Raw genomic sequence first — 17149 nt, 5'->3', positions numbered from 1 at the left:
TTCAGTCTCGTGCCAAAGGATGAAGCGAGTCTCCAGACTCGCCGATGAAGAAGAGCGGCCTACCCAATGTCACTGCATAAGGCAGTGAAGGTAGTCTGGAGACTACCCAGCATCGCAAGGCACGAGTCCGGAGACTCGCGCCAGACGTGCTCAGGTCATAAGGAAAAGAGCAGAAGAAGTAAGAATATGCATTATCGGGGCTTGCCCCAAAACATTTAACTATTAACGATTACCGTCATGACTATCCGTGCCAACAGCCTTTCCAAACCGCACTCTGTGTTACCTTATATCATCATCCTGGCTTTTATCTTTTTCGCGTGCTACATCGGGTTTATGGTGTATGGTGCCATGCAGAGCGAGGTGAACCTAGTCAGCAAAGATTACTATGCCGAGGAGCTGGCCTATGGGCAGCGCATGAAGCAGGTGGAGCAGGCGCAGCAACTGGAAACCCCTATTTCTATTATCTCGGCCCCGGCTGCGGGCCAGCTGGTGATCAAGTTCCCCAATGATCTGGCCAAAGCGAAAGGCACCGTGCATCTTTTCCGCCCCTCTGATGTGAACCTGGATGTGGTGGTGCCCTTGGCACTGAGCGAAGACGGCTTGCAGTACATCTCCACCGCTATCCTGAAAAAAGGCTTGTGGCGGGTGCAGTTGAGCGGCGAGATGAACGGCAAACAATATTACCAGGTACAGGACATTACGCTCTAAACCATGTGGTGGGCAGGCTTGGTGATCGGTTTTATCAGTAGTTTCCATTGCGTGGGGATGTGCGGCCCCATTGCCATGGCGCTGCCTGTTGGCAGGGGATCCGGCGTTTCGTTTGTGGGAGGCCGGCTCCTGTACAACCTGGGCCGCATAGCTACTTACACTACACTGGGGTTGGTGGCCGGGCTGTTGGGCCGCACCCTACAGCTGGCGGGCTGGCAGCAGACCATCTCCATCGCCTCGGGCGTACTCATGCTTCTTTTGGTGCTCCTTCCCAAAATCAATACCGGAAACGCCGGCCGCTGGCTGGGCACCGACCGCTGGTGGAATGCCTTGCGCAAAGCCATTGGCAAACGCTTCCAGAACCCATCGGCGGGCGCATTGTTCTCGGTGGGCCTGTTAAACGGTCTTTTGCCCTGCGGCATGGTCTACTTCGCGATGGCGGGGGCGGTGAGTGCGCCGGGGGTGGGCGGTGCCATGCTGTACATGCTCATGTTTGGCCTGGGCACGCTGCCGCTCATGTGGCTGGTGTCATTGTCTGGCAAACTCATCCAACCCCGGTGGCGGGCCCTCATGCGGCATGCCGTGCCGTATGTGGCCGGTTGCCTGGCGGTGCTGTTCATCTTGCGGGGCCTGAACCTGGGCGTGCCCTACCTCAGCCCTAAATTAGTTTCCACGGAGCAGGAGGCACCCGTGTGCCATGTTCCTTAACCTGATATTTTCTCCTTAACTCACTTACCCATGAAGCCAAACCCCAGAATCCTGCTGCCTTTTAACTTCACCGATGCCTGCGTGGCGGCCCTTCGGTACGCAAGTCAGTTCGCTTCCCACCTGAGCGCCGATCTGGTGCTTCTGCATTGTGCCGGAGAAACCCAACTGACGCCCACCTTCCAGAGCCACCTCATGTCGCGCCTCCGGTCGTTCACGGACCGTTACATGAATTCGGCCGGAAAATCCATCACCCGTTTCTGCGTGGTGCGCGGCGGTTCGCTACGCGAGAACCTGCCGTCGGTGGTGGAGAACCACAACGTCAATCTATTAATTGCCTGCCCCGAGGCACTGTTGGAAGGAAACGACCAGAAGGAAGTGCTGTCGCTCACTGATTTCGCCTCCTGCCCGATGTTGCTGGTGCCCCGCGAAGCGGTTTTCCAGCCCCTGAAGGAAATCGTGTTCAGCGTAGACGTCACCGATACCGATGCGCCGGTGTTGGAGCGCGTTCAAAAAATCGCGCGGAAATTCGCGGCGCACCTCACCTTGCTGCACCTGCACGGGAACCTGGGCGCCCTGGAACTCTGCCAGATCCAGAAAGCCGCCTCCGCGCTGCAGGGACAGCTCACTTACCCCAACGCCACCATCCTGTGCCAGGAAGAGGAAGACCTGCTGGAAGGCCTCAATGATTTCTCGGAACTCTACACCCCCGACCTGTTCGTCATCGCCACCCGCGACACGCACCTGCTCAACGAATACTTCTCCGGTCGTTACCGCAAAACCAGCGCCTACCACCTGCACACGCCGCTGTTAAATCTGTACCAGGCCCGCAAAACCCCTTGCTCCGGCGGCTGCACGCATTGCAACGGGCACAAGCAGGAACAGAGAGAAACCGGTGAGGCCGTGATCCTATAAATGCGGTTTAGATGTAGCGTTTTAAGTAGGTTTTAGAAAAACAAAGCTCAAAAGAGAAGCCTCAGCTATTGTGTTGGGGCTTCTCTTTTGAGCCTTAATCGATAAGGGTTAAGGTTTCTCCGAAGTTGCTAAAGAGTCTCTAACGTATCTATTAGCAAGGCTCACTTCCGTTGTTCCTGTATCGAAATGCACGCAGACGTTCCACCTTGTACCCGGCCTAAAGCAAAAGCCGTTTCGGGCCTGTTTTCTGAAAAACAGGCCCGAAACGGCTTTCTAAGTAATATAATTTTCTATTTCTTCCGTGGCGGGTACGACATGGGCTTCCGGGCTGGGGCGGCGGAAGTGGCGGTTTTTTTTTCCTCGGGAGTGCCGCGCAGGTGAATGACCAGACCGTTCAGGAAGTTGCGCAGTAACTGATCGCCGCAGGGTTTGTAGTTGGGGTGGTCCTCCTTTCGGAAAATGGCCCCCAGTTCGCTCTTGGTGACGTTGAAGTCCACCAGCTTCAGGATATCGATGATGTCATCGTCCCGGAGCTGAAGCGCCACGCGCAGTTTCTTCATGATATCGTTGTTGGTCATGCCTTGTCTTTTTAATGGTCCGCGAAAGTACGTATACGAAATAGAAAAGCAAGCAGTAGGCGGGAAGTTGAGATTTACAGGAACTACGCCCAAGCCCAGCAAACCTAGGGGGCGAACTTTTGAGGTGTTTTCAGGAAAACAGGCCTAAAACGCCCGCCAACTTTATTTTACGTTACCCTGGTTCAAGTTTTCAACTTGGACCTACAAGCTTCGGAAGTTTGAAACTTCCGTGAGGCGAAAGCCTCAAAATCGCTCGCTGATTACCCATTCTTCTTCCCGCCTTCGCCGGTTAATTTCTCCAGGGCCTTGTCGCGTTTAAACTCCATTTTCCCGAAACGGAAGTTAAAGCTCACGCGCACGATGCGGTTGTAGTTGTTATTGCGGTTGTAATTATTGGAATTGGTGTTGTTGACGGTGGTTCTGATGGAATTGTTGCTGAACAGGAAGTTCTCCACGTTCAGGCTCACGCCGCCCTTGCGTTTCCAGAACTCTTTGCGCAAACCCAGGCTGTAGGAGTAGTTGTAGGTGCTGCGGCTCTGCAGAGAAAGCCTAGGCGAGTTGAAGGAACCGGCAGTCTGCACACTTACATCGTTTGAGAACTTGTATGAGGCGTTCCCGCTCAGGTTGTACATGAAACCCGCGCGCGTAATCATGGTCCGGCCTATGAAACTGGTGAGGTCATTATAGAACAGGTTGAGGTTGAGGCCCACCTGGCCTTTCTGCTTGAACCGGGTAGTGGCCGACAGGCTGGTGCCATACGTGGCGTTTTGGCCCAGGTTAGCGAAGGTGGTGTTCAGGGTGTCATTGTTTTCCCGGATGGGGAACTGGTACTGGTTGATGTCATTGTTGGTCTGCCGCCAATACATGGAGGCGTTGAAGCTGGTGGTTTTCAGGAGCCAGCTGTACTGAACCTCGGTGTTGTGGGTGATTTCGGCGTCCAGGTTGGGGTTGCCGTAGCGGATGTTGAGTTGGTTGCTTTCGTTGCGATACGGGTTTAGCTGGTTCATGCCCGGCCGCTGAATTCGCGTGGAATAACTCAGGCGCAGCCGCTGGTCATTGCTGAACCGCTTCATGAGCATGACGTTGGGCATGAAGTTCTGGAACGGTTTCTCCAGACTGGTTTCCACGTTGTTGGTAGTAAAGTCACCGGAAACGGCCGTGTATTCATAGCGTCCGCCTACGCGTAGCGTGTAGGTTTTCTGCCAGCGGTAGGTATACGACAGGTAGCCCGAATACACATCCTGATGATACGTGAACAGGTTGGAGCGGGCCGGGTCTACCAGCAGCGGGGCCTCGGTAGACCGGGAGTACCGAAAATCATAGTCGCTGCCCGAGTTCCGCAGCACCGCCCGCACGCCAGCCTCCAGATTGCCCAGTTCCTCCATGGGGTGCGAATAATCTGCCTGAAACGTGAACTCGCGGTTGGTGCCGTGGTTGTCGCTCTGCTCCAGGCGGGTAATTGCGGCGGTTTTGTTTTCTTCGGTCAGTTGGTAATCGCTGTCGCTCCCGTTGCGGTTGAATATAGCGATGAGGTCCAGTTCCTGGCCCTTTTTCTGAAAACGCCGGGTAAAGTGCAGGTTGGTCTCGAAACCCTGGTTGCGGTTGCGGTTGTTTATGTCCCGGAAGCGGTAATTGGCCGTCTGCTCCTCGCCCGAGGGCGTGAACTGGGCCGTGGAAAGGTTACGGTCACTCAGGTTGCGCGAACGGTTCAGGCGCACGCTGGCACTGAGGTTGTTGTTCTCGTTAAAGTCATAGTTGCCGCCCAACTGCGTGAACATGGAACGGCCGTTGTTCTCAAAGGTGCTGCTCTGCTGGATGAGCTTGGTAGGCGTCTGGATGAAATTCTCCTCCCGGAAATACACCTGGTCTGATTCAGAATCACCTATGCGGTCGTTGAAGTTGCCGCCTACGCTGGCCCGCAGCCCCAACTTCTTCTTGCGCAAATTCAGGTTGGTGTTCAGGTTATTGGAGCGGTTTCCGGCCGTGGCCGTGACCTGGCCCGTCATGCCTTCTATGTTGCTTTGCTTGGTGATGATGTTGATCACGCCCGCCGTTCCCTCGGCTTCATATTTCGCCGAAGGGCTCGTGATCACCTCCACTGATTTAATCATGTCCGCCGGGATTTGCTGCAGGGCCTCGGCCAGGTTGTCGGCGAGCATGGTGGAGGGTTTGCCGTTAATAAGAATCTTGATTTTGGTGCTGCCGCGCATCTCCACGTTGCCGTCCATGTCTACCGCCAAAGAAGGCACTTTCTTGAGCACATCGGCGGCCGTGCCGCCAATGTTGGTGATGTCGTTCTCGGCGTTGTAGACCATGCCGTCATCGGTTTGCTGAATCAGGTCTTTCTCGCCGGTCACCACCACTTCCTCCAGCGCTTTGCTGTCAGAGTCCAGCGGAATCTGACCCAACTGCAGCGGTGCCGTTCCCGCCAGAACGGTGATGGAATGCAACTTGGTTTTGTACCCGATGAAACTGATGGCCAAATCATACGCTCCCGGCGCGACTGCAGGGAACGTGAACTTCCCATTGGCGTCACACGGCACGCCCGTGATGAGTTTTCCGCTTTTGTCCTGCAAGGCCACGGTGGCAAAATCTACCGGTGCCTTGGAGGCCGCATCTACCACCGTGCCGGAGACAGAAATGCCGCTGGTTTGCCAAAATAGGCCAGAAACGGGAGCCGCCGCCCTTGCCGGAACACCTGGCAGGAAAGTAGTAGCTGAGAGCAAGAAGACTCCTGTTAAACGGGAGAGGGAAAATTGTTTAATTCCAGCCATATAGAAAACGGGCAACGAGCGATACAAGCCGAAGTGAAAAGTCCGCAGCCGGAGATGGCGCATCTTCCCTCTCTTGTTCTCCTCTGGCCCGCGGAGTTTCTTTGACAAGTAGCTGAGCAGATGGTTTAAGGGCTGTCTGAATAAAGTTGCAGAGAGAACTGTTGGCAGAGACACTCGTAGGAGCTGCGCACACTACGAGGTCTTTTGGGCGGGTGCGGCAGAAAAAGAAAAGCCCCGCCAGAAGCTGGCGGGGCAAGTTCTTTCAATCATCGTTTTGGGCCTGATTTTGGGGAAAACAGGCTAAAAACGGTCGGTGCTGGTTAGTACGTCAGCATTTCAACTTTCCCGTCCATGGTGGCGGCCACCAACCGGCGTTTCGGCAGCACGTTCACGGTGTTCACCATGGAGTTGTCAATCTTGTGGGCCCAGTTCACTTTCTGGGTCTGCGGATCTATGCTGTACACCACGCCGCTCTTGGTCCCGAAGAACACCGCGCCGTCTTTTTCAATAAGCATGGACGGCACGTGCTCGTACCCGAAGCCCGCGTTCAGTCGCCAAGCCAGCTTAGGGGCGGTTTTGTTTGTTTCAAAGGCTACTACTTCATCCTGCATGGTTTTGCCGTACACCAGCTTTTTATCGGCTGACAGGCCAATGGATTCGCGCACGGTGGCGTCTTTGCTGCGCCAGAGCGCCTGACCGGTTTTGCTGTCCAGGGCGGTGATGAAGCGGTCTGGGGCCACAATGTACACCACGCCGTCATGCGCCACCGGAATGACCATGGCGGGCGAGAACATGCGGTTGCCCGAGCCATTGTTCCATTTCCAGGCCAGGGTTCCGTCTTTCTGGTTCAGGGCGTACAGGTGGCGGTCCCAGGCTCCGAAGATGACTTTTCCTTCATACAACAGCGGGGTGCTCACCATGGCGCCGCCCAGGCCGGCAAATTCCCAGACCTGTTTTCCGGAGGAAGCTTTCAGGGCTCTGAACTTCCCGTCGCTGCCGCCAATGTACACCACGCCTTTCTCTACCAGCGGCGAGCCCAGCACCGAGGCATCTGTTTTGGTTTTCCAGGCCAGTTTTCCGGTTTTGGCTTTCAGGGCGTAAATGTGCCCGTCGCCGGAACCGAAGATGATGTTGTCTTTGTATACTGCGGGCGAAGAAAACACGCCGCCGCCCGTCTGGAATTCCCAGGCTTTGGTGCCGTCTTTTTCTTTGAGGGCTTCCACCTTGCCCACGCTGTTCCCGAAGATCACCAGCCCGTGGCTGTTCACCGGGGTGGAAATCACATTGGCGTCTGAGTGGTAGCTCCAGGCTTTTTTAGTGGTGGCGTATTGGTCATTAATAGCGAAGGAAGGCCGCGGATAGGTTTTGCCGTCGTTGTAGGAGCGGGTGCCCAGCGCGATTCTGCGCCAAACGGGTTTGCTGCCCACGCCCGGGTTGCGCTCCGTGAACAGCGCCGAGTCTTGCCGCATCTCCACCAGGTTGTAGCCGCCCACGGCCTCTTTGGCGCGCAGGTTAGAACGGCCCATGGTAGCTTGCAGGCCTTCCGAGTCAACCACTTTGTTCTGGTGGCCATGTCCGCAGATAGAGAACTGCGTGTTGTATTTCTTCAGGCGGTCAATGGCGTCGTACCAATTGTCCAGGCCGTTGTCCAGCGGGTAATGGTTCACAAACACGATGGGCTGATTCTTGGGTGTTTTCGCCAAAACGCTGTCTAACCAAACGGTGGCATCGCGCGGAATGTGGCCGTCTGACATGCGCACGTACGGGCCTGAGGCGCAGCCGATGAACTTCAAGCCTTTGTGTTCAAACACGAATTTGTCTGACCCAAACTCCCGGATGAAACTCACGCCGCCCGACTCTGACCAGCCCGTGTCATGGTTGCCCGGGATAATGTAGTAAGGGACTTTCAGCTTGCTGATGATTTCCTTGGCTTTCTTCAGCTCGGCATCGGTGCCCATCTCGGTGATGTCGCCGGTGAGCAGCACGAAGTCAATGCCCTGCTGGCTGTTAATGTCGGCGATGGTGCGCTCCAGGTCTTCTTCGGCTCCGCCGTTGGCCGAGCCAATGTGCGTGTCGGTGACAAACGCGAACTTAAAGGACTGGGCCACTGAGGCGTGCCAGGCTCCCAGCCACAGACAAAGCAGCAGGAGGAGGGAGGGTGATCTTTTCATAAACGGGGAGATTAGTAGCAGGGGCTAAATATCTGCAAATGGGAATAGATAAGCCAACCTTCCAGGGGATATTTTTAAAAAAAATTAAAAAGTAAGTTGATAAGGCGTTTCAGGGGCAGTTTTGCCAAAAGAGGCTTAAAACCGGAAGCGGGTTAAGAAGGAGTTTTCCGGGCGCTTTCAGGAGGGTTTGCAACAAGCTGACGCTATTTTCTGTACCTTCAAACCAGAACTAACGCCTATTTACCGTGCCACAATACCTGATCACCGCCTTAGATTACACCGATGACCAAGCCCTGGACCGCCGCATGGCTACCCGTCCGGCGCACCTGGAAATGGTCAAAAAGCTGAAAGCCTCCGGAAACTTCATCCTGGGAGGTGCCATGCTGAGCCCCGAGGAGAAAATGAAGGGTTCTACCATGGTCATGGAATTCGAGAACGAAGCCGCGATCCAGCAATGGCTGGACCAGGAGCCGTACCTGCTGCAGAAAGTGTGGGAGAAAGTAGACATCACCCTCTTCAAAGTAGCCACTGTTTAGGTTCTTCCTATTGCCTTACCAGCTCCAATAGGAGCGTAAAAGCGCTTTGAGCCTGTTTTTCTGAAAACAGGCCCAAAGCGCTTTGTGGTTTATATGTCTTGTGAAGGTTAGCGGATAACATGTCCGCATTCCGTCCCCCTTTGAAGGGGGTAGGGGGATGATCACTCGTGCAGTTAAGGACATCTTTGAAAATCCAGCTCTTCGGGATTTGCAATCCCGAAGAGCTGGATTTCTGCGGATTTGTAATCCGCGGCGGTTGGGGCTCAAAGGTGCAGAGACGGGGATTGCAAATCCCCTAATGACCTACTTCCGGATTGCAAATCCGGAAGAGTCTTCCCTTTTAAGTAGAACTTGCCCTGCCTTTGAAGGGGGGAGGGGAATGATTACCCGTGCAGATAAGGACATTCCCGAGATTTTACTCGTGCAGATAATAGTTGTCCCGAGAATCATTTCTCTTTCACTTTCAGCGATTGCTTCTGCTTCTTCTAATGCATTTGTCATCCCCCTACCCTTCAAAGGGGGACGGAATGCGTGTTAGAAGGGAATATATAGTTGAATCAGCGAAAATACGCCTACAGGTACCAGATGCGCTCCGGAGCCAGCGAAACAAAGACTGTATCTCCCTTGGCGAAGTCACCGGCCCCGGTTCTGACGAGAACCTCACCGGTGGGCAGCGCTACCTCCAGTTCATAGTGGCTGCCAAAGTACGTCACCTTTTGCACCTGCCCGGCCACGGCATTTTCCCCCTCGGTGGTAATTTCAAAGGCCTCCGGGCGCACCAGAACCTGTTTGCCGGTTGACTTGGTCTGAGCGAGCTGCGGGAACACCTCGGCCTGGGCGGCCGAAAGTAGCGTGTATTTCCCGAACAGCCCAGCCACGTATTCATTTGCGGGTTTCAGGTACACCTGCTGGGGAGTGCCTTGCTGCAGCAGACGGCCCTCGTGCATGACCAGAATCTCATCGGCCCAGGAAAGGCTGTCCAGCGGGTCATGCGAGATGAGCAGACACGTAATTCCCAGCTGCTCGCTGATGTCCTGAATGATGGTTTTCAGGAGGCTTTTGTGCCCGGTGTCCAGGTTGGAGAATGGCTCGTCCAGCAGCAGCAGGGTGGGGGAGGTGAGGAGCAGACGGGCGAGGGCAATCCGCTGGCGCTCGCCGCCGGAAAGCTGATCGGTGCGGCGGGTCAGCAGATGCGTGATGTGGCAGACGGCGTAAAGCGCATCGGCCTCTTCCTGTGGCAGTGTGTTGGCGTAGCGCAATACCTGTTCCACCCGCAAAAACTCCGGTAATTCGTATTGCTGCGACAGATACGCGATGCCAGGGTGCCCGGCCACCAGCTTTTCGGCTGGGCCTTTCACCCGATCTCCTTCAAAGGTAACGGTGCCGGCATCGGGCTGGATCAGGCCGGCGATGATCTTCAAAAGGGTGCTCTTCCCGGAGCCGGTTTCTCCGGACAAGGCAATTTTCTGGAACTCGCGCTGGTAAAAGCTGATGTCCTGTAGAACAGGTTCTTTTTCTCCCTGCTTGTGAATTCCGGCTACTTGTAAAAACGTCATGTGCTGTGAACGGAGTTTCCTGCGTGTCAACTTCTCCGGCCGGGTCAGAAAGAATGTTCTCTCTATCCAATTGCCGGAAAGCTGCTTTTATTTCCTTACCCCGAGGGTTAGCGTGCCTTTGATGGGTTGGCGGTTTGCCAGGTTCCACAAGGGAAGTGCCTCTATGGTATTTTTGATTTTGTCTTTATGACTCTCTTTTACTGATGCCGGTAAGGTAATGTTGGTGAGGTTGGTAAACCCGAAGGCGTCAATTTCAAAGTCCACCCGGATAGGGGTTTCCTTAATTGCTTTTCTGTAGCCGGTAAAATCAAGGCACAGCGCCAGGTATTGCTCAAAAGAATCTTTGAGGATGAAGTTCAACGGCTCGCTTCCGGTGGTTTTGAAATCAGTTAAGTACTGGTTGGCGTACCCTTTGGTGATGGCGCCGGAGGTGGCCGTGTAGATGCTCATGTTATGATGCGGAAGCAGTTGTTCCAGCTCGGGCAGCAGAAAAGTAGACTCCTGAATAGCGGTGGGGAGTTCTTGAACCAGGTTGCCCGCAATGGCCTCCAGGGCGCTCTGTCTTTCTACAAAAAGCTTTTTGTTGTCATGCAGTATCGCAAAGATATAGTCGCCTTTCCTGATGGTGAGCGTAATGGATGGGTAGTCACCGGGATATTGGTAGATAAACGCATCGGCTAAAAGAAGTTCTTCCTGAGGGGCGGCCGTTTGTGAGGAGATCGTTTCTTTGGTGAAAACCTGGTAGCCTTTCTGAAGGAAGCCCTCCGCTAAGATCTTTTCGATGGCCTTTTGGTTGCTGATGGAGGTAACGGTACTTTCTCCCTTGATCGGGTTGATCTTCAGGAGTACGTTTTTTTCCTGTGCGTATAGGTTAAAGGTGATCAATAAAAGCAATAGAATTCTTAACGCGTGCATAGATTTTGAGAAGTGCCCTGGCCGGGTCTGCCAGAGTGCGGATTATTGTATAACTTTTCTCAAAGATACGGCTGCTTCGCGTTAGTTTTCCTTTCCTGTAAGTGAACTCCGTTAAATTTAACCGCCCATTTCAAAGCACCGTTGAGCCGAGAACAGGAAGGGTCTTTTTCTTTGTCTCTTGTTCTATGCAGTTGGTTTCTATAATCTGTCCAGAAACGCAAAAATTCTATTGTAGATCTCTACCCGTTCAGTTGCGTTGGGGAAGTGGTTGCTGTCAGGGGAAAAGATCACTTCATTTTTGCTCGGATTGCTGTTGAGCAGTTGCACAAACGTTTCAAAGGTGCTGGGTGGAATTTGGTCGTCCTTTCCGCCGTACCATAAAAAGTAGGGCGGGTCCTCTTGGTCAAAATACGTGATAGGTTCATACTTGGAGACCACCTCTTTGAGAGTATATCCTTCCCAGAAAGGGAACAATGCCTTGCCAATCTCGCGCATGGTTTGCGTTTCATGCTGCATGAACGCTTTTTCAACTGCGTCTAACCCAGCTACAAGTCCAGAGAAGTTGATGATGCCGGAGATTTTAATTCCGCTATTTAACTTGACGGGATACTCCGGATTGTTCGCCGAAAGTCCTATCAGACTTGCCATGTGGGCACCTGCTGAAAACCCGGCCAAAATGGTCTTGCTAAGATTAAGCGGATACGCTGCGCTATTGGCTGCCAGGAAATTGAGGGCATTGATTAAATCTTCTGTTGCCACAGGTATTCCCCGCTTCAGCCGGTAATTCATATTCACCACATTCAGTCCTTTGTCTAGGTAAGGCTGAATGTATTTTTCCTCCAGCGATTTATCGCTCAGGTAAAAAGCACCTCCGTGTAAAAAGACGATAGTGAAATTCTTATTCTCCTGCGTACTTGCCTCTTCACAGAGGTAAATGTCCATGTTTTGCTCCTGGTCTGAGCCGTAGTCTAGGTCTTTGATGGCTTTGTACATCACTGCTATATGTTCATGAGACTTGTCAGAAATGGTTGATGGTTTGCCAGCGCAGAAGTTGTGATCGGTTCTAAGTTATGTGTTGAGAAAGTAGTTTTATTTATAACGGTTAGTACATAAGGTGAGCAAGGCGTAGCCGAAGCTTGGCTTATGTACAGTGTTAGCTGTTGCATTTTTTATTTAATCAATTCGGCCAACACTTGCTCAAGTTCTTCTCCTTTTAAGTTCTTGTGTATTACCTTGCCTTCCGGTGAAATCAGTACAGTAGAGGGAAAGGTGGTTACGCCATATAGCTTTGTAATCTCATCTGAAAGGACTTGTTTCCAGCTAATGTCATACTTCCCTATGATTTTGGTTAGATGTTCAGGCTTTGAATTTGATACAATGCCCACTATTTCAAACTTGGCAGGATTGTACTTGGCTACCAAAGCCTTTAAACTTGGAAACTCCTTTATGCAAGGTGCGCAGGCAGTGAACCAGAAGTCAAGAAGCAGGTATTTGCCCCTAAATTGGTCTACAGATACTTCACTCCCATTCACAAAATCCCTCCCTCGGAAAGGTGGGGGCGTGAAGCCTACTTGTGCCGCACGCATGATTTCATTCCTATTCACCCTGCTAACTTTGGCCACCTTCTTCATGTAATCGATGCCTAGGTACTGGTACTCAACATCTCCTACTTTGAAGAAGCTGCTCGGCACAAGTTCATCGGCAAGTCTCACACTTTTCGCCTCTCCTCCCTCAATGTTATCTGCTACAGCCATGGTAGTTACATCGGCCTCCGCTGGGTTGTAGTGCATGAAGTTAGCCGGGCTGAACTGTAGCTCGTAGCCTTTGTTGTTAACTTTTATGTTAGCCGTGTAAAGGGAAGGGAAGCCTGCATATGTTGATTTCTTGTCCTCTGAGAGCACAAAGGCGACGGGGTAATTCACCTCCATCACTTTCCCTTTCACTACTTGCTGTGATTTCACATGCACCCCATTGTCCGCAATTTTCCTATAAAGTTTAACATCAAATGGGGCACCGTAAGTAAGCAGGGGGCGGGACTTTTCGTCTGAAAAGTCCAAGTCCGTATTAGTGTCGGCCATCCAAACAAGTTTCCCATTCTCGTCCTCGCCCTTTATGATGTACACAGCCACCCTTAAGGGCTCCTTTGAAAACTCCTTTTCATTGGGCTCAAAGCCGAAACTCTGCTTCAACTGCTCGAAGTATTCCCCTGATATCTTGTTCTGAAGGTAACTCTGGTAGAAATGCTGCTTACCGCTGAGTGTAATGTGATGGTGTGTCACGTTTTTAAGGTTCTTAGGAATGCCCCTCACTTGCTCCTTGAAAGGACTGTCTTCTGCCTGTGGACTGTAAGAGCTAAAGCCGACATGAAATACTCCAAAGCTCTTTTTCAGGGTAAGTGGCAGCTCAATTACCTCTTGTGCAACTGTGGTGAGGGAGAAGCCGAGCAGAAGAGCTGTGACAGGAATCAGTTTAAGTATCATTGGCTTTTAATTAATATTAAATTCTAATTTTAGATGTAACAGCTAACGGTTAGTATATACGACAACATACGCTTATCTGCACTATAGATCAAGCGCCGTTCTGGCGATATCAAGCCTCTGAGGAGATGGGGGTGAGTTGGAGTTCTTCGGCGTGGGGTTGGAGGGATTGGATGATGAAGTCGATGTGGGCGGCTAGGTCTACCTGGAGCAGTTCGGCGCCCAGACGGACTTCGCCACGGTCTACCGAGGCGGCAAAGCTGGCTTGTTTCAGTTTCTTCAGGACAGATTTGGCTTCCAAGCCGGAGAGGCGCTGCGGGCGCACCTGGGCGCAGGCGACCACAAAACCAGTGATTTCATCGCAACCCAGTAAGGCTTTGTCCAGCAGGCTGTCGTGGGGCACGCCCCAGTGACTGTAGTGGGCCGAGATGGCGTGCGCCATTTCCGCTTCGCCCCGTTCGCGCAGGAGTTCCACTACCACCTGCGGGTGGCGGTCAGGGTAGGCTTCGTAATCAGCGTCATGCAGGAGGCCGGTGTTGCCCCAGAGTTCCGGGTCCTGGTTGAGTTTTTGGGCGTAGGCGCGCAGCACCAATTCAACGGTGCGGGCGTGGCGTAAGAGGCTCTCGCCTTTGGTGAAGTGGTGTAGAATCTGGGAGGCTTCTTCTCTGGTCATGCACGTGCGGTTTAGACCAGTAAGATAGCCCGCAGCAGGCAGATGGACAAACAAAGCGACAGGGTGTTTTGCGGGCCTTTTTCTTATATCGGCTTGAAAACAGGAAGCGGCTTTTCAACATAGAAAGTAAACCATAGCCAGAGAAGTAGCCTTGGCAATGTACCGCAGTTGTAGCAGGTATCAGGTGCCCTTGCATGGTGGGCGGGAGCACGGCCTTGCCTCTGGTGACAGGGGGTAAGCTCTTAGGGTAATGGAGAGCGCGTACCGCGTTACTTCACCTGCCTCGTTGATTAATGGTGGTGATGGTGATGGTGATCATCGTCCTCGGGGTTGTGACGCAGGTTCTGGATGGAGCCGAAGACAAAAAGCACGCTCCAGCAAACGTACAGGTAATTGAATGACGCGATTTCCTTGCCCCACAGGTGCAGCAGCAAATGCGCCAACCCCGACATCAGGATTCCGGTAACGGCAATGAACTGAAAGGAATTCATTGCTTTGGGATTATATATTTTATACCATTCCATAGGCTAATCATTGTCCTGCTTTCCTCCCTCAGGGGAAAGCCCGAAGTGTATTGATAAGGTGTATACGTGTAAAAGCCTCCGCAACGCCAATGCGTTAACACAAGCCTACCGGCCCAGTAAGGTAAAACACGCAAAAGGAGTATTCATCTGTAGCCGCGCGTGGTACTTTCCGGGGGCTTGTCCGCCGCGTACCAGCTAAAGCCTTCGCTCAGGTTGCACAAGGTCATCCTCGTGGCAAAGGTAAGGATTGCCCCGTAGATTATTGGTGAACCGATGAGGCTCTGGCGTTTTTAGGCAGTTTTCAGAAAAGGAGGTCCAAAGCTGCTCTTAAACAGAGATGATGTTTCTCAAAATAAACTAGACCTGCTGATCAGGCATACACATTCAGGAAAAGCCGCAATGATCTGCTTTTCCGGATGTGTATTTTTTAAGCAGCGATAATAGCTATTGAGAAAGGAGGGAAGTTGCGATTCTTGAGGTGATAATCAGGTGGGTTCCGCGTTTTCCTTATGCGTGCGGGTAGAAGAGCTTTGAGGCCGATTTTAAGAAAATGCCCGTAAAGCAGTTTGCCTGAATTTATTTATTTAACATAAAATTCAACATTAATGACATATATTTCGCTTCTCAATCTTGGCTGAAGTACCAGTAAACAAAAAGAGAGCCTCTAATCTGAGGCTCTCTTTTTGTTCTGTTTTCTCTTGGAATCAGGGGAGACCTGCTGGACCAGCGTCAGGAAATTGGCCTCGGGTTTCATCTTGAACTCGGCGTAAGCTTCCAGTTGGCGGGTGGTCAGAATTCGGAAGAGCTTGGTTTCAAAATCCTCCTCAATGTCGCGCAAGGATGCGTTTAGAGCAGGGGCATCGTCTTTCAGTTTTCTGGTGATTTCAGCGGCTTTCGTCAGGCGTTCCTGGTTCAGGTTCCGGATCTGGAGAAACTCGGCTTCATTCAGGCCCAGCTCCGTCACCATCATGCGGCTGATAGAAGCGGAGGTATTTTCCACGGCCTCGTTTTTAGGGGCAACTTGCCCCAATCCCTTCAGGGAAAAGGCCAGAACCAAACAAATGGAAACAGTAAAGATTTTCATGACTTTAGAGTTTTGAGGTAGTGAATGTCTGTTGTGTTTCTTGTAAATATCTTAACCAGATTGTCTCTAAATGTTACGCTTAAATACACGCGTTGTTCTATGATGTGCTTGTAAATAATTGATTTATTTTGGTTTAGGATGGGTTTGTTAGGCGAAGAGTACTAGTGAAAACTTTGGGGCTAGAAGAAGGAGGTTGCGGAGATGTGCAAAATTGCATATCCTCAAATATTACTTTGGCTCTCAGGCAGTGTTGCGTCTATCAAGAACTCTCAACACAACGTAGAGAAGGTCAGAAAAGGAGAAAAGAACTTTGATGGAGTAAGTCCGCAGTCTGCGGCAAGACAGATGCCCTAAAATGGAGATCCTCCTTCAAAGAAGGAACGTTCTGGTGAATGGTCAATAGAATCTGCTCACCCAAGTGCTGACCCCTATAAAAGCCCGATGCCCGTTTTACGCTCCTTTTCAGAAAAGAAGCATAAAACGGGCATCGGTACGCGGGTGGAAAGCTTAGGCTACCAGAGCCACTCAGGGCAAAGCATCCGGGCTTTGTTCCGAAGTTTAAACCCGACAATCAGTTCGTGGCTACCGGCGCTGGCGCTGTTCAGGCCAGAGGTGGTCAGGTCATAGGAGTAGCCCACGTCCAGCACGTGGTTCACGTTCATGCCCGCCAGCGCGGCAATCGCATCGCCGTGGCGGTAAGACATGCCCGCCCAAACCCGGTTGGCGTACATGGCCTTGAAGTTCACATCCACTGACAAAGGGCTGGGGCTGGCAAATTTCAACATCACGGATGGGTCAATGCTGAAGTCATACCGGATCCGGATACGGTAGCCGCCCGTCATGAAGAAGTGGGGCTGTAGTTTCTGCTGAGGTCCCAAGCTTCCTTCTTTGTTCGCCACCACGGTGGTGAGCAGCTGCGCGGCAGAAGCGCCCACGTAGAAATTGTCAGAGTAAATCCAGGTGCCCAGGCCCAGGTCGAAGTTGGTTTTGCCCATCATACCCGGCCGGATGGTAGGGTCGTTCTCGTTCAACAGATGCAGCTCGTTCGTGTTCAGGCGGGTCTGAATCATGCCCCCGGCCAAACCCACCGACATGTTCACCCGGCGGGTGATGGGGTGGTGGTAGGCGTAGGTCAGGTTCAGGTTGGTGGTGCTCAGCGGACCCGTTTTGTCTACCTGCGCCATGGCGCCAAACCCGTGGTGCGGCCGCGACTTGTGGTACTTGGTGGAGCGTGGGTTCTTAGACGGCAGCTTGGGGATAAACCCCCGGCCGGCACCCGGACCCACCGGCGCGTTCCGGTCACTCATCCCGAAAGACGTGTGCCCGCTGACGTAGTACGTAACCGGAGCGCCTTCCACGCCCACCCACTGGCGGCGGGTACCCATGCGCACATCGGTGTAGCTCTCAATGCCCGAGACGGCGGGGTTCAGCAGGAAGTTGTTGAACAGGTACTGGCTATACTGGGCTTTCTGCTGCGCCATGGCCGGAGAAAGTACACCAAGAAATAAAAGAATAGTGGCAAGCTTTTTCATA

At 52.6% G+C, this 17149-nt stretch carries 15 protein-coding genes; 4 read left to right on the top strand and 11 right to left on the bottom strand.

All coding sequences use genetic code 11. The features are described from left to right. The first annotated feature begins 237 nt into the window (after positions 1-237). Genes H7U12_RS10450 through H7U12_RS10440 form a run of 3 tightly spaced genes read left to right on the top strand, consistent with a single transcriptional unit; the run spans position 238 to position 2328 of the window. On the top strand, positions 238-708 hold the full coding sequence (locus H7U12_RS10450) for a FixH family protein (protein ID WP_186637106.1): 471 nt from the start codon (positions 238-240) through the stop codon (positions 706-708). Positions 709-711: 3 nt separating this feature from the next. Then, positions 712-1416 carry a sulfite exporter TauE/SafE family protein gene (locus H7U12_RS10445; RefSeq protein ID WP_186637105.1) on the top strand — a complete coding sequence of 235 codons (705 nt, stop codon included), beginning with the start codon at positions 712-714 and terminating at the stop codon, positions 1414-1416. Positions 1417-1446: 30 nt separating this feature from the next. After that, the gene (locus tag H7U12_RS10440; protein ID WP_186637104.1) at positions 1447-2328 is read left to right on the top strand and encodes a universal stress protein; all 882 of its coding nucleotides are present in this window, start codon (positions 1447-1449) and stop codon (positions 2326-2328) included. Positions 2329-2618: 290 nt separating this feature from the next. Here H7U12_RS10440 and H7U12_RS10435 read toward each other — a convergent pair whose 3' ends face one another. The 3 genes from H7U12_RS10435 to H7U12_RS10425 form a co-directional block, all read right to left on the bottom strand. Further along, positions 2619-2906, bottom strand: coding sequence for a DUF1456 family protein (locus H7U12_RS10435; protein WP_186637102.1), 288 nt, complete (start codon positions 2904-2906; stop codon positions 2619-2621). 260 nt (positions 2907-3166) lie between these two features. Next, on the bottom strand, positions 3167-5680 hold the full coding sequence (locus H7U12_RS10430; RefSeq protein WP_186637100.1) for a TonB-dependent receptor domain-containing protein: 2514 nt from the start codon (positions 5678-5680) through the stop codon (positions 3167-3169). A 320-nt stretch (positions 5681-6000) separates the two neighbouring features. Further along, a complete protein-coding gene (locus H7U12_RS10425; RefSeq protein ID WP_186637098.1) occupies positions 6001-7851 on the bottom strand; it encodes an outer membrane protein assembly factor BamB family protein in 1851 nt (616 codons plus the stop codon). A 245-nt stretch (positions 7852-8096) separates the two neighbouring features. Here H7U12_RS10425 and H7U12_RS10420 point away from each other — a divergent pair, with 245 nt between their 5' ends. Further along, positions 8097-8387, top strand: a complete 291-nt coding sequence (locus tag H7U12_RS10420) for a YciI family protein (RefSeq protein ID WP_186637096.1) — start codon at positions 8097-8099, stop codon at positions 8385-8387. A 572-nt stretch (positions 8388-8959) separates the two neighbouring features. Here H7U12_RS10420 and H7U12_RS10415 read toward each other — a convergent pair. The 8 genes from H7U12_RS10415 to H7U12_RS10380 form a co-directional block, all read right to left on the bottom strand. Beyond that, positions 8960-9943, bottom strand: coding sequence for an ABC transporter ATP-binding protein (locus H7U12_RS10415; RefSeq protein ID WP_186637093.1), 984 nt, complete (start codon positions 9941-9943; stop codon positions 8960-8962). Between the two features lie 87 nt (positions 9944-10030). After that, positions 10031-10858 (bottom strand): hypothetical protein, encoded by an 828-nt coding sequence (locus H7U12_RS10410; RefSeq protein WP_186637091.1) that lies wholly within the window; start codon positions 10856-10858, stop codon positions 10031-10033. 198 nt (positions 10859-11056) lie between these two features. Next, the gene (locus H7U12_RS10405) at positions 11057-11800 is read right to left on the bottom strand and encodes an alpha/beta hydrolase (RefSeq protein ID WP_186637089.1); all 744 of its coding nucleotides are present in this window, start codon (positions 11798-11800) and stop codon (positions 11057-11059) included. A gap of 227 nt (positions 11801-12027) precedes the next feature. Continuing rightward, entirely contained in the window at positions 12028-13338 is a 1311-nt protein-coding gene (locus H7U12_RS10400) for a TlpA family protein disulfide reductase (protein ID WP_186637087.1), read from the bottom strand. Positions 13339-13447: 109 nt separating this feature from the next. After that, positions 13448-14008, bottom strand: coding sequence for an HD domain-containing protein (locus H7U12_RS10395; RefSeq protein ID WP_186637085.1), 561 nt, complete (start codon positions 14006-14008; stop codon positions 13448-13450). Positions 14009-14298: 290 nt separating this feature from the next. Beyond that, a complete protein-coding gene (locus tag H7U12_RS10390; protein ID WP_241749297.1) occupies positions 14299-14499 on the bottom strand; it encodes a hypothetical protein in 201 nt (66 codons plus the stop codon). A gap of 697 nt (positions 14500-15196) precedes the next feature. Continuing rightward, positions 15197-15616 (bottom strand): hypothetical protein, encoded by a 420-nt coding sequence (locus H7U12_RS10385; protein ID WP_186637081.1) that lies wholly within the window; start codon positions 15614-15616, stop codon positions 15197-15199. Positions 15617-16128: 512 nt separating this feature from the next. Then, a complete protein-coding gene (locus H7U12_RS10380) occupies positions 16129-17148 on the bottom strand; it encodes a PorP/SprF family type IX secretion system membrane protein (RefSeq protein WP_186637079.1) in 1020 nt (339 codons plus the stop codon). Position 17149 lies beyond the last annotated feature (1 nt).

This window comes from Rufibacter sediminis (assembly GCF_014269285.1).
Lineage (GTDB): Bacteria > Bacteroidota > Bacteroidia > Cytophagales > Hymenobacteraceae > Nibribacter > Nibribacter sediminis.
This window is presented reverse-complemented; position numbering and strand designations above follow the sequence as displayed.

Bases quoted from the DNA above. Each gene is read 5' to 3' on its own strand.
- H7U12_RS10435 (WP_186637102.1), bottom strand. From the start codon at position 2,906: ATGACCAACAACGATATCATGAAGAAACTGCGCGTGGCGCTTCAGCTC.
- H7U12_RS10390 (WP_241749297.1), bottom strand. From the start codon at position 14,499: ATGAATTCCTTTCAGTTCATTGCCGTTACCGGAATCCTGATGTCGGGG.
- H7U12_RS10385 (WP_186637081.1), bottom strand. From the start codon at position 15,616: ATGAAAATCTTTACTGTTTCCATTTGTTTGGTTCTGGCCTTTTCCCTG.
- H7U12_RS10430 (WP_186637100.1), bottom strand. From the start codon at position 5,680: ATGGCTGGAATTAAACAATTTTCCCTCTCCCGTTTAACAGGAGTCTTC.
- H7U12_RS10445 (WP_186637105.1), top strand. From the start codon at position 712: ATGTGGTGGGCAGGCTTGGTGATCGGTTTTATCAGTAGTTTCCATTGC.
- H7U12_RS10425 (WP_186637098.1), bottom strand. From the start codon at position 7,851: ATGAAAAGATCACCCTCCCTCCTCCTGCTGCTTTGTCTGTGGCTGGGA.
- H7U12_RS10440 (WP_186637104.1), top strand. From the start codon at position 1,447: ATGAAGCCAAACCCCAGAATCCTGCTGCCTTTTAACTTCACCGATGCC.
- H7U12_RS10405 (WP_186637089.1), bottom strand. From the start codon at position 11,800: ATGGACATTTACCTCTGTGAAGAGGCAAGTACGCAGGAGAATAAGAAT.
- H7U12_RS10450 (WP_186637106.1), top strand. From the start codon at position 238: ATGACTATCCGTGCCAACAGCCTTTCCAAACCGCACTCTGTGTTACCT.
- H7U12_RS10415 (WP_186637093.1), bottom strand. From the start codon at position 9,943: ATGACGTTTTTACAAGTAGCCGGAATTCACAAGCAGGGAGAAAAAGAA.
- H7U12_RS10400 (WP_186637087.1), bottom strand. From the start codon at position 13,338: ATGATACTTAAACTGATTCCTGTCACAGCTCTTCTGCTCGGCTTCTCC.
- H7U12_RS10380 (WP_186637079.1), bottom strand. From the start codon at position 17,148: ATGAAAAAGCTTGCCACTATTCTTTTATTTCTTGGTGTACTTTCTCCG.
- H7U12_RS10410 (WP_186637091.1), bottom strand. From the start codon at position 10,858: ATGCACGCGTTAAGAATTCTATTGCTTTTATTGATCACCTTTAACCTA.
- H7U12_RS10395 (WP_186637085.1), bottom strand. From the start codon at position 14,008: ATGACCAGAGAAGAAGCCTCCCAGATTCTACACCACTTCACCAAAGGC.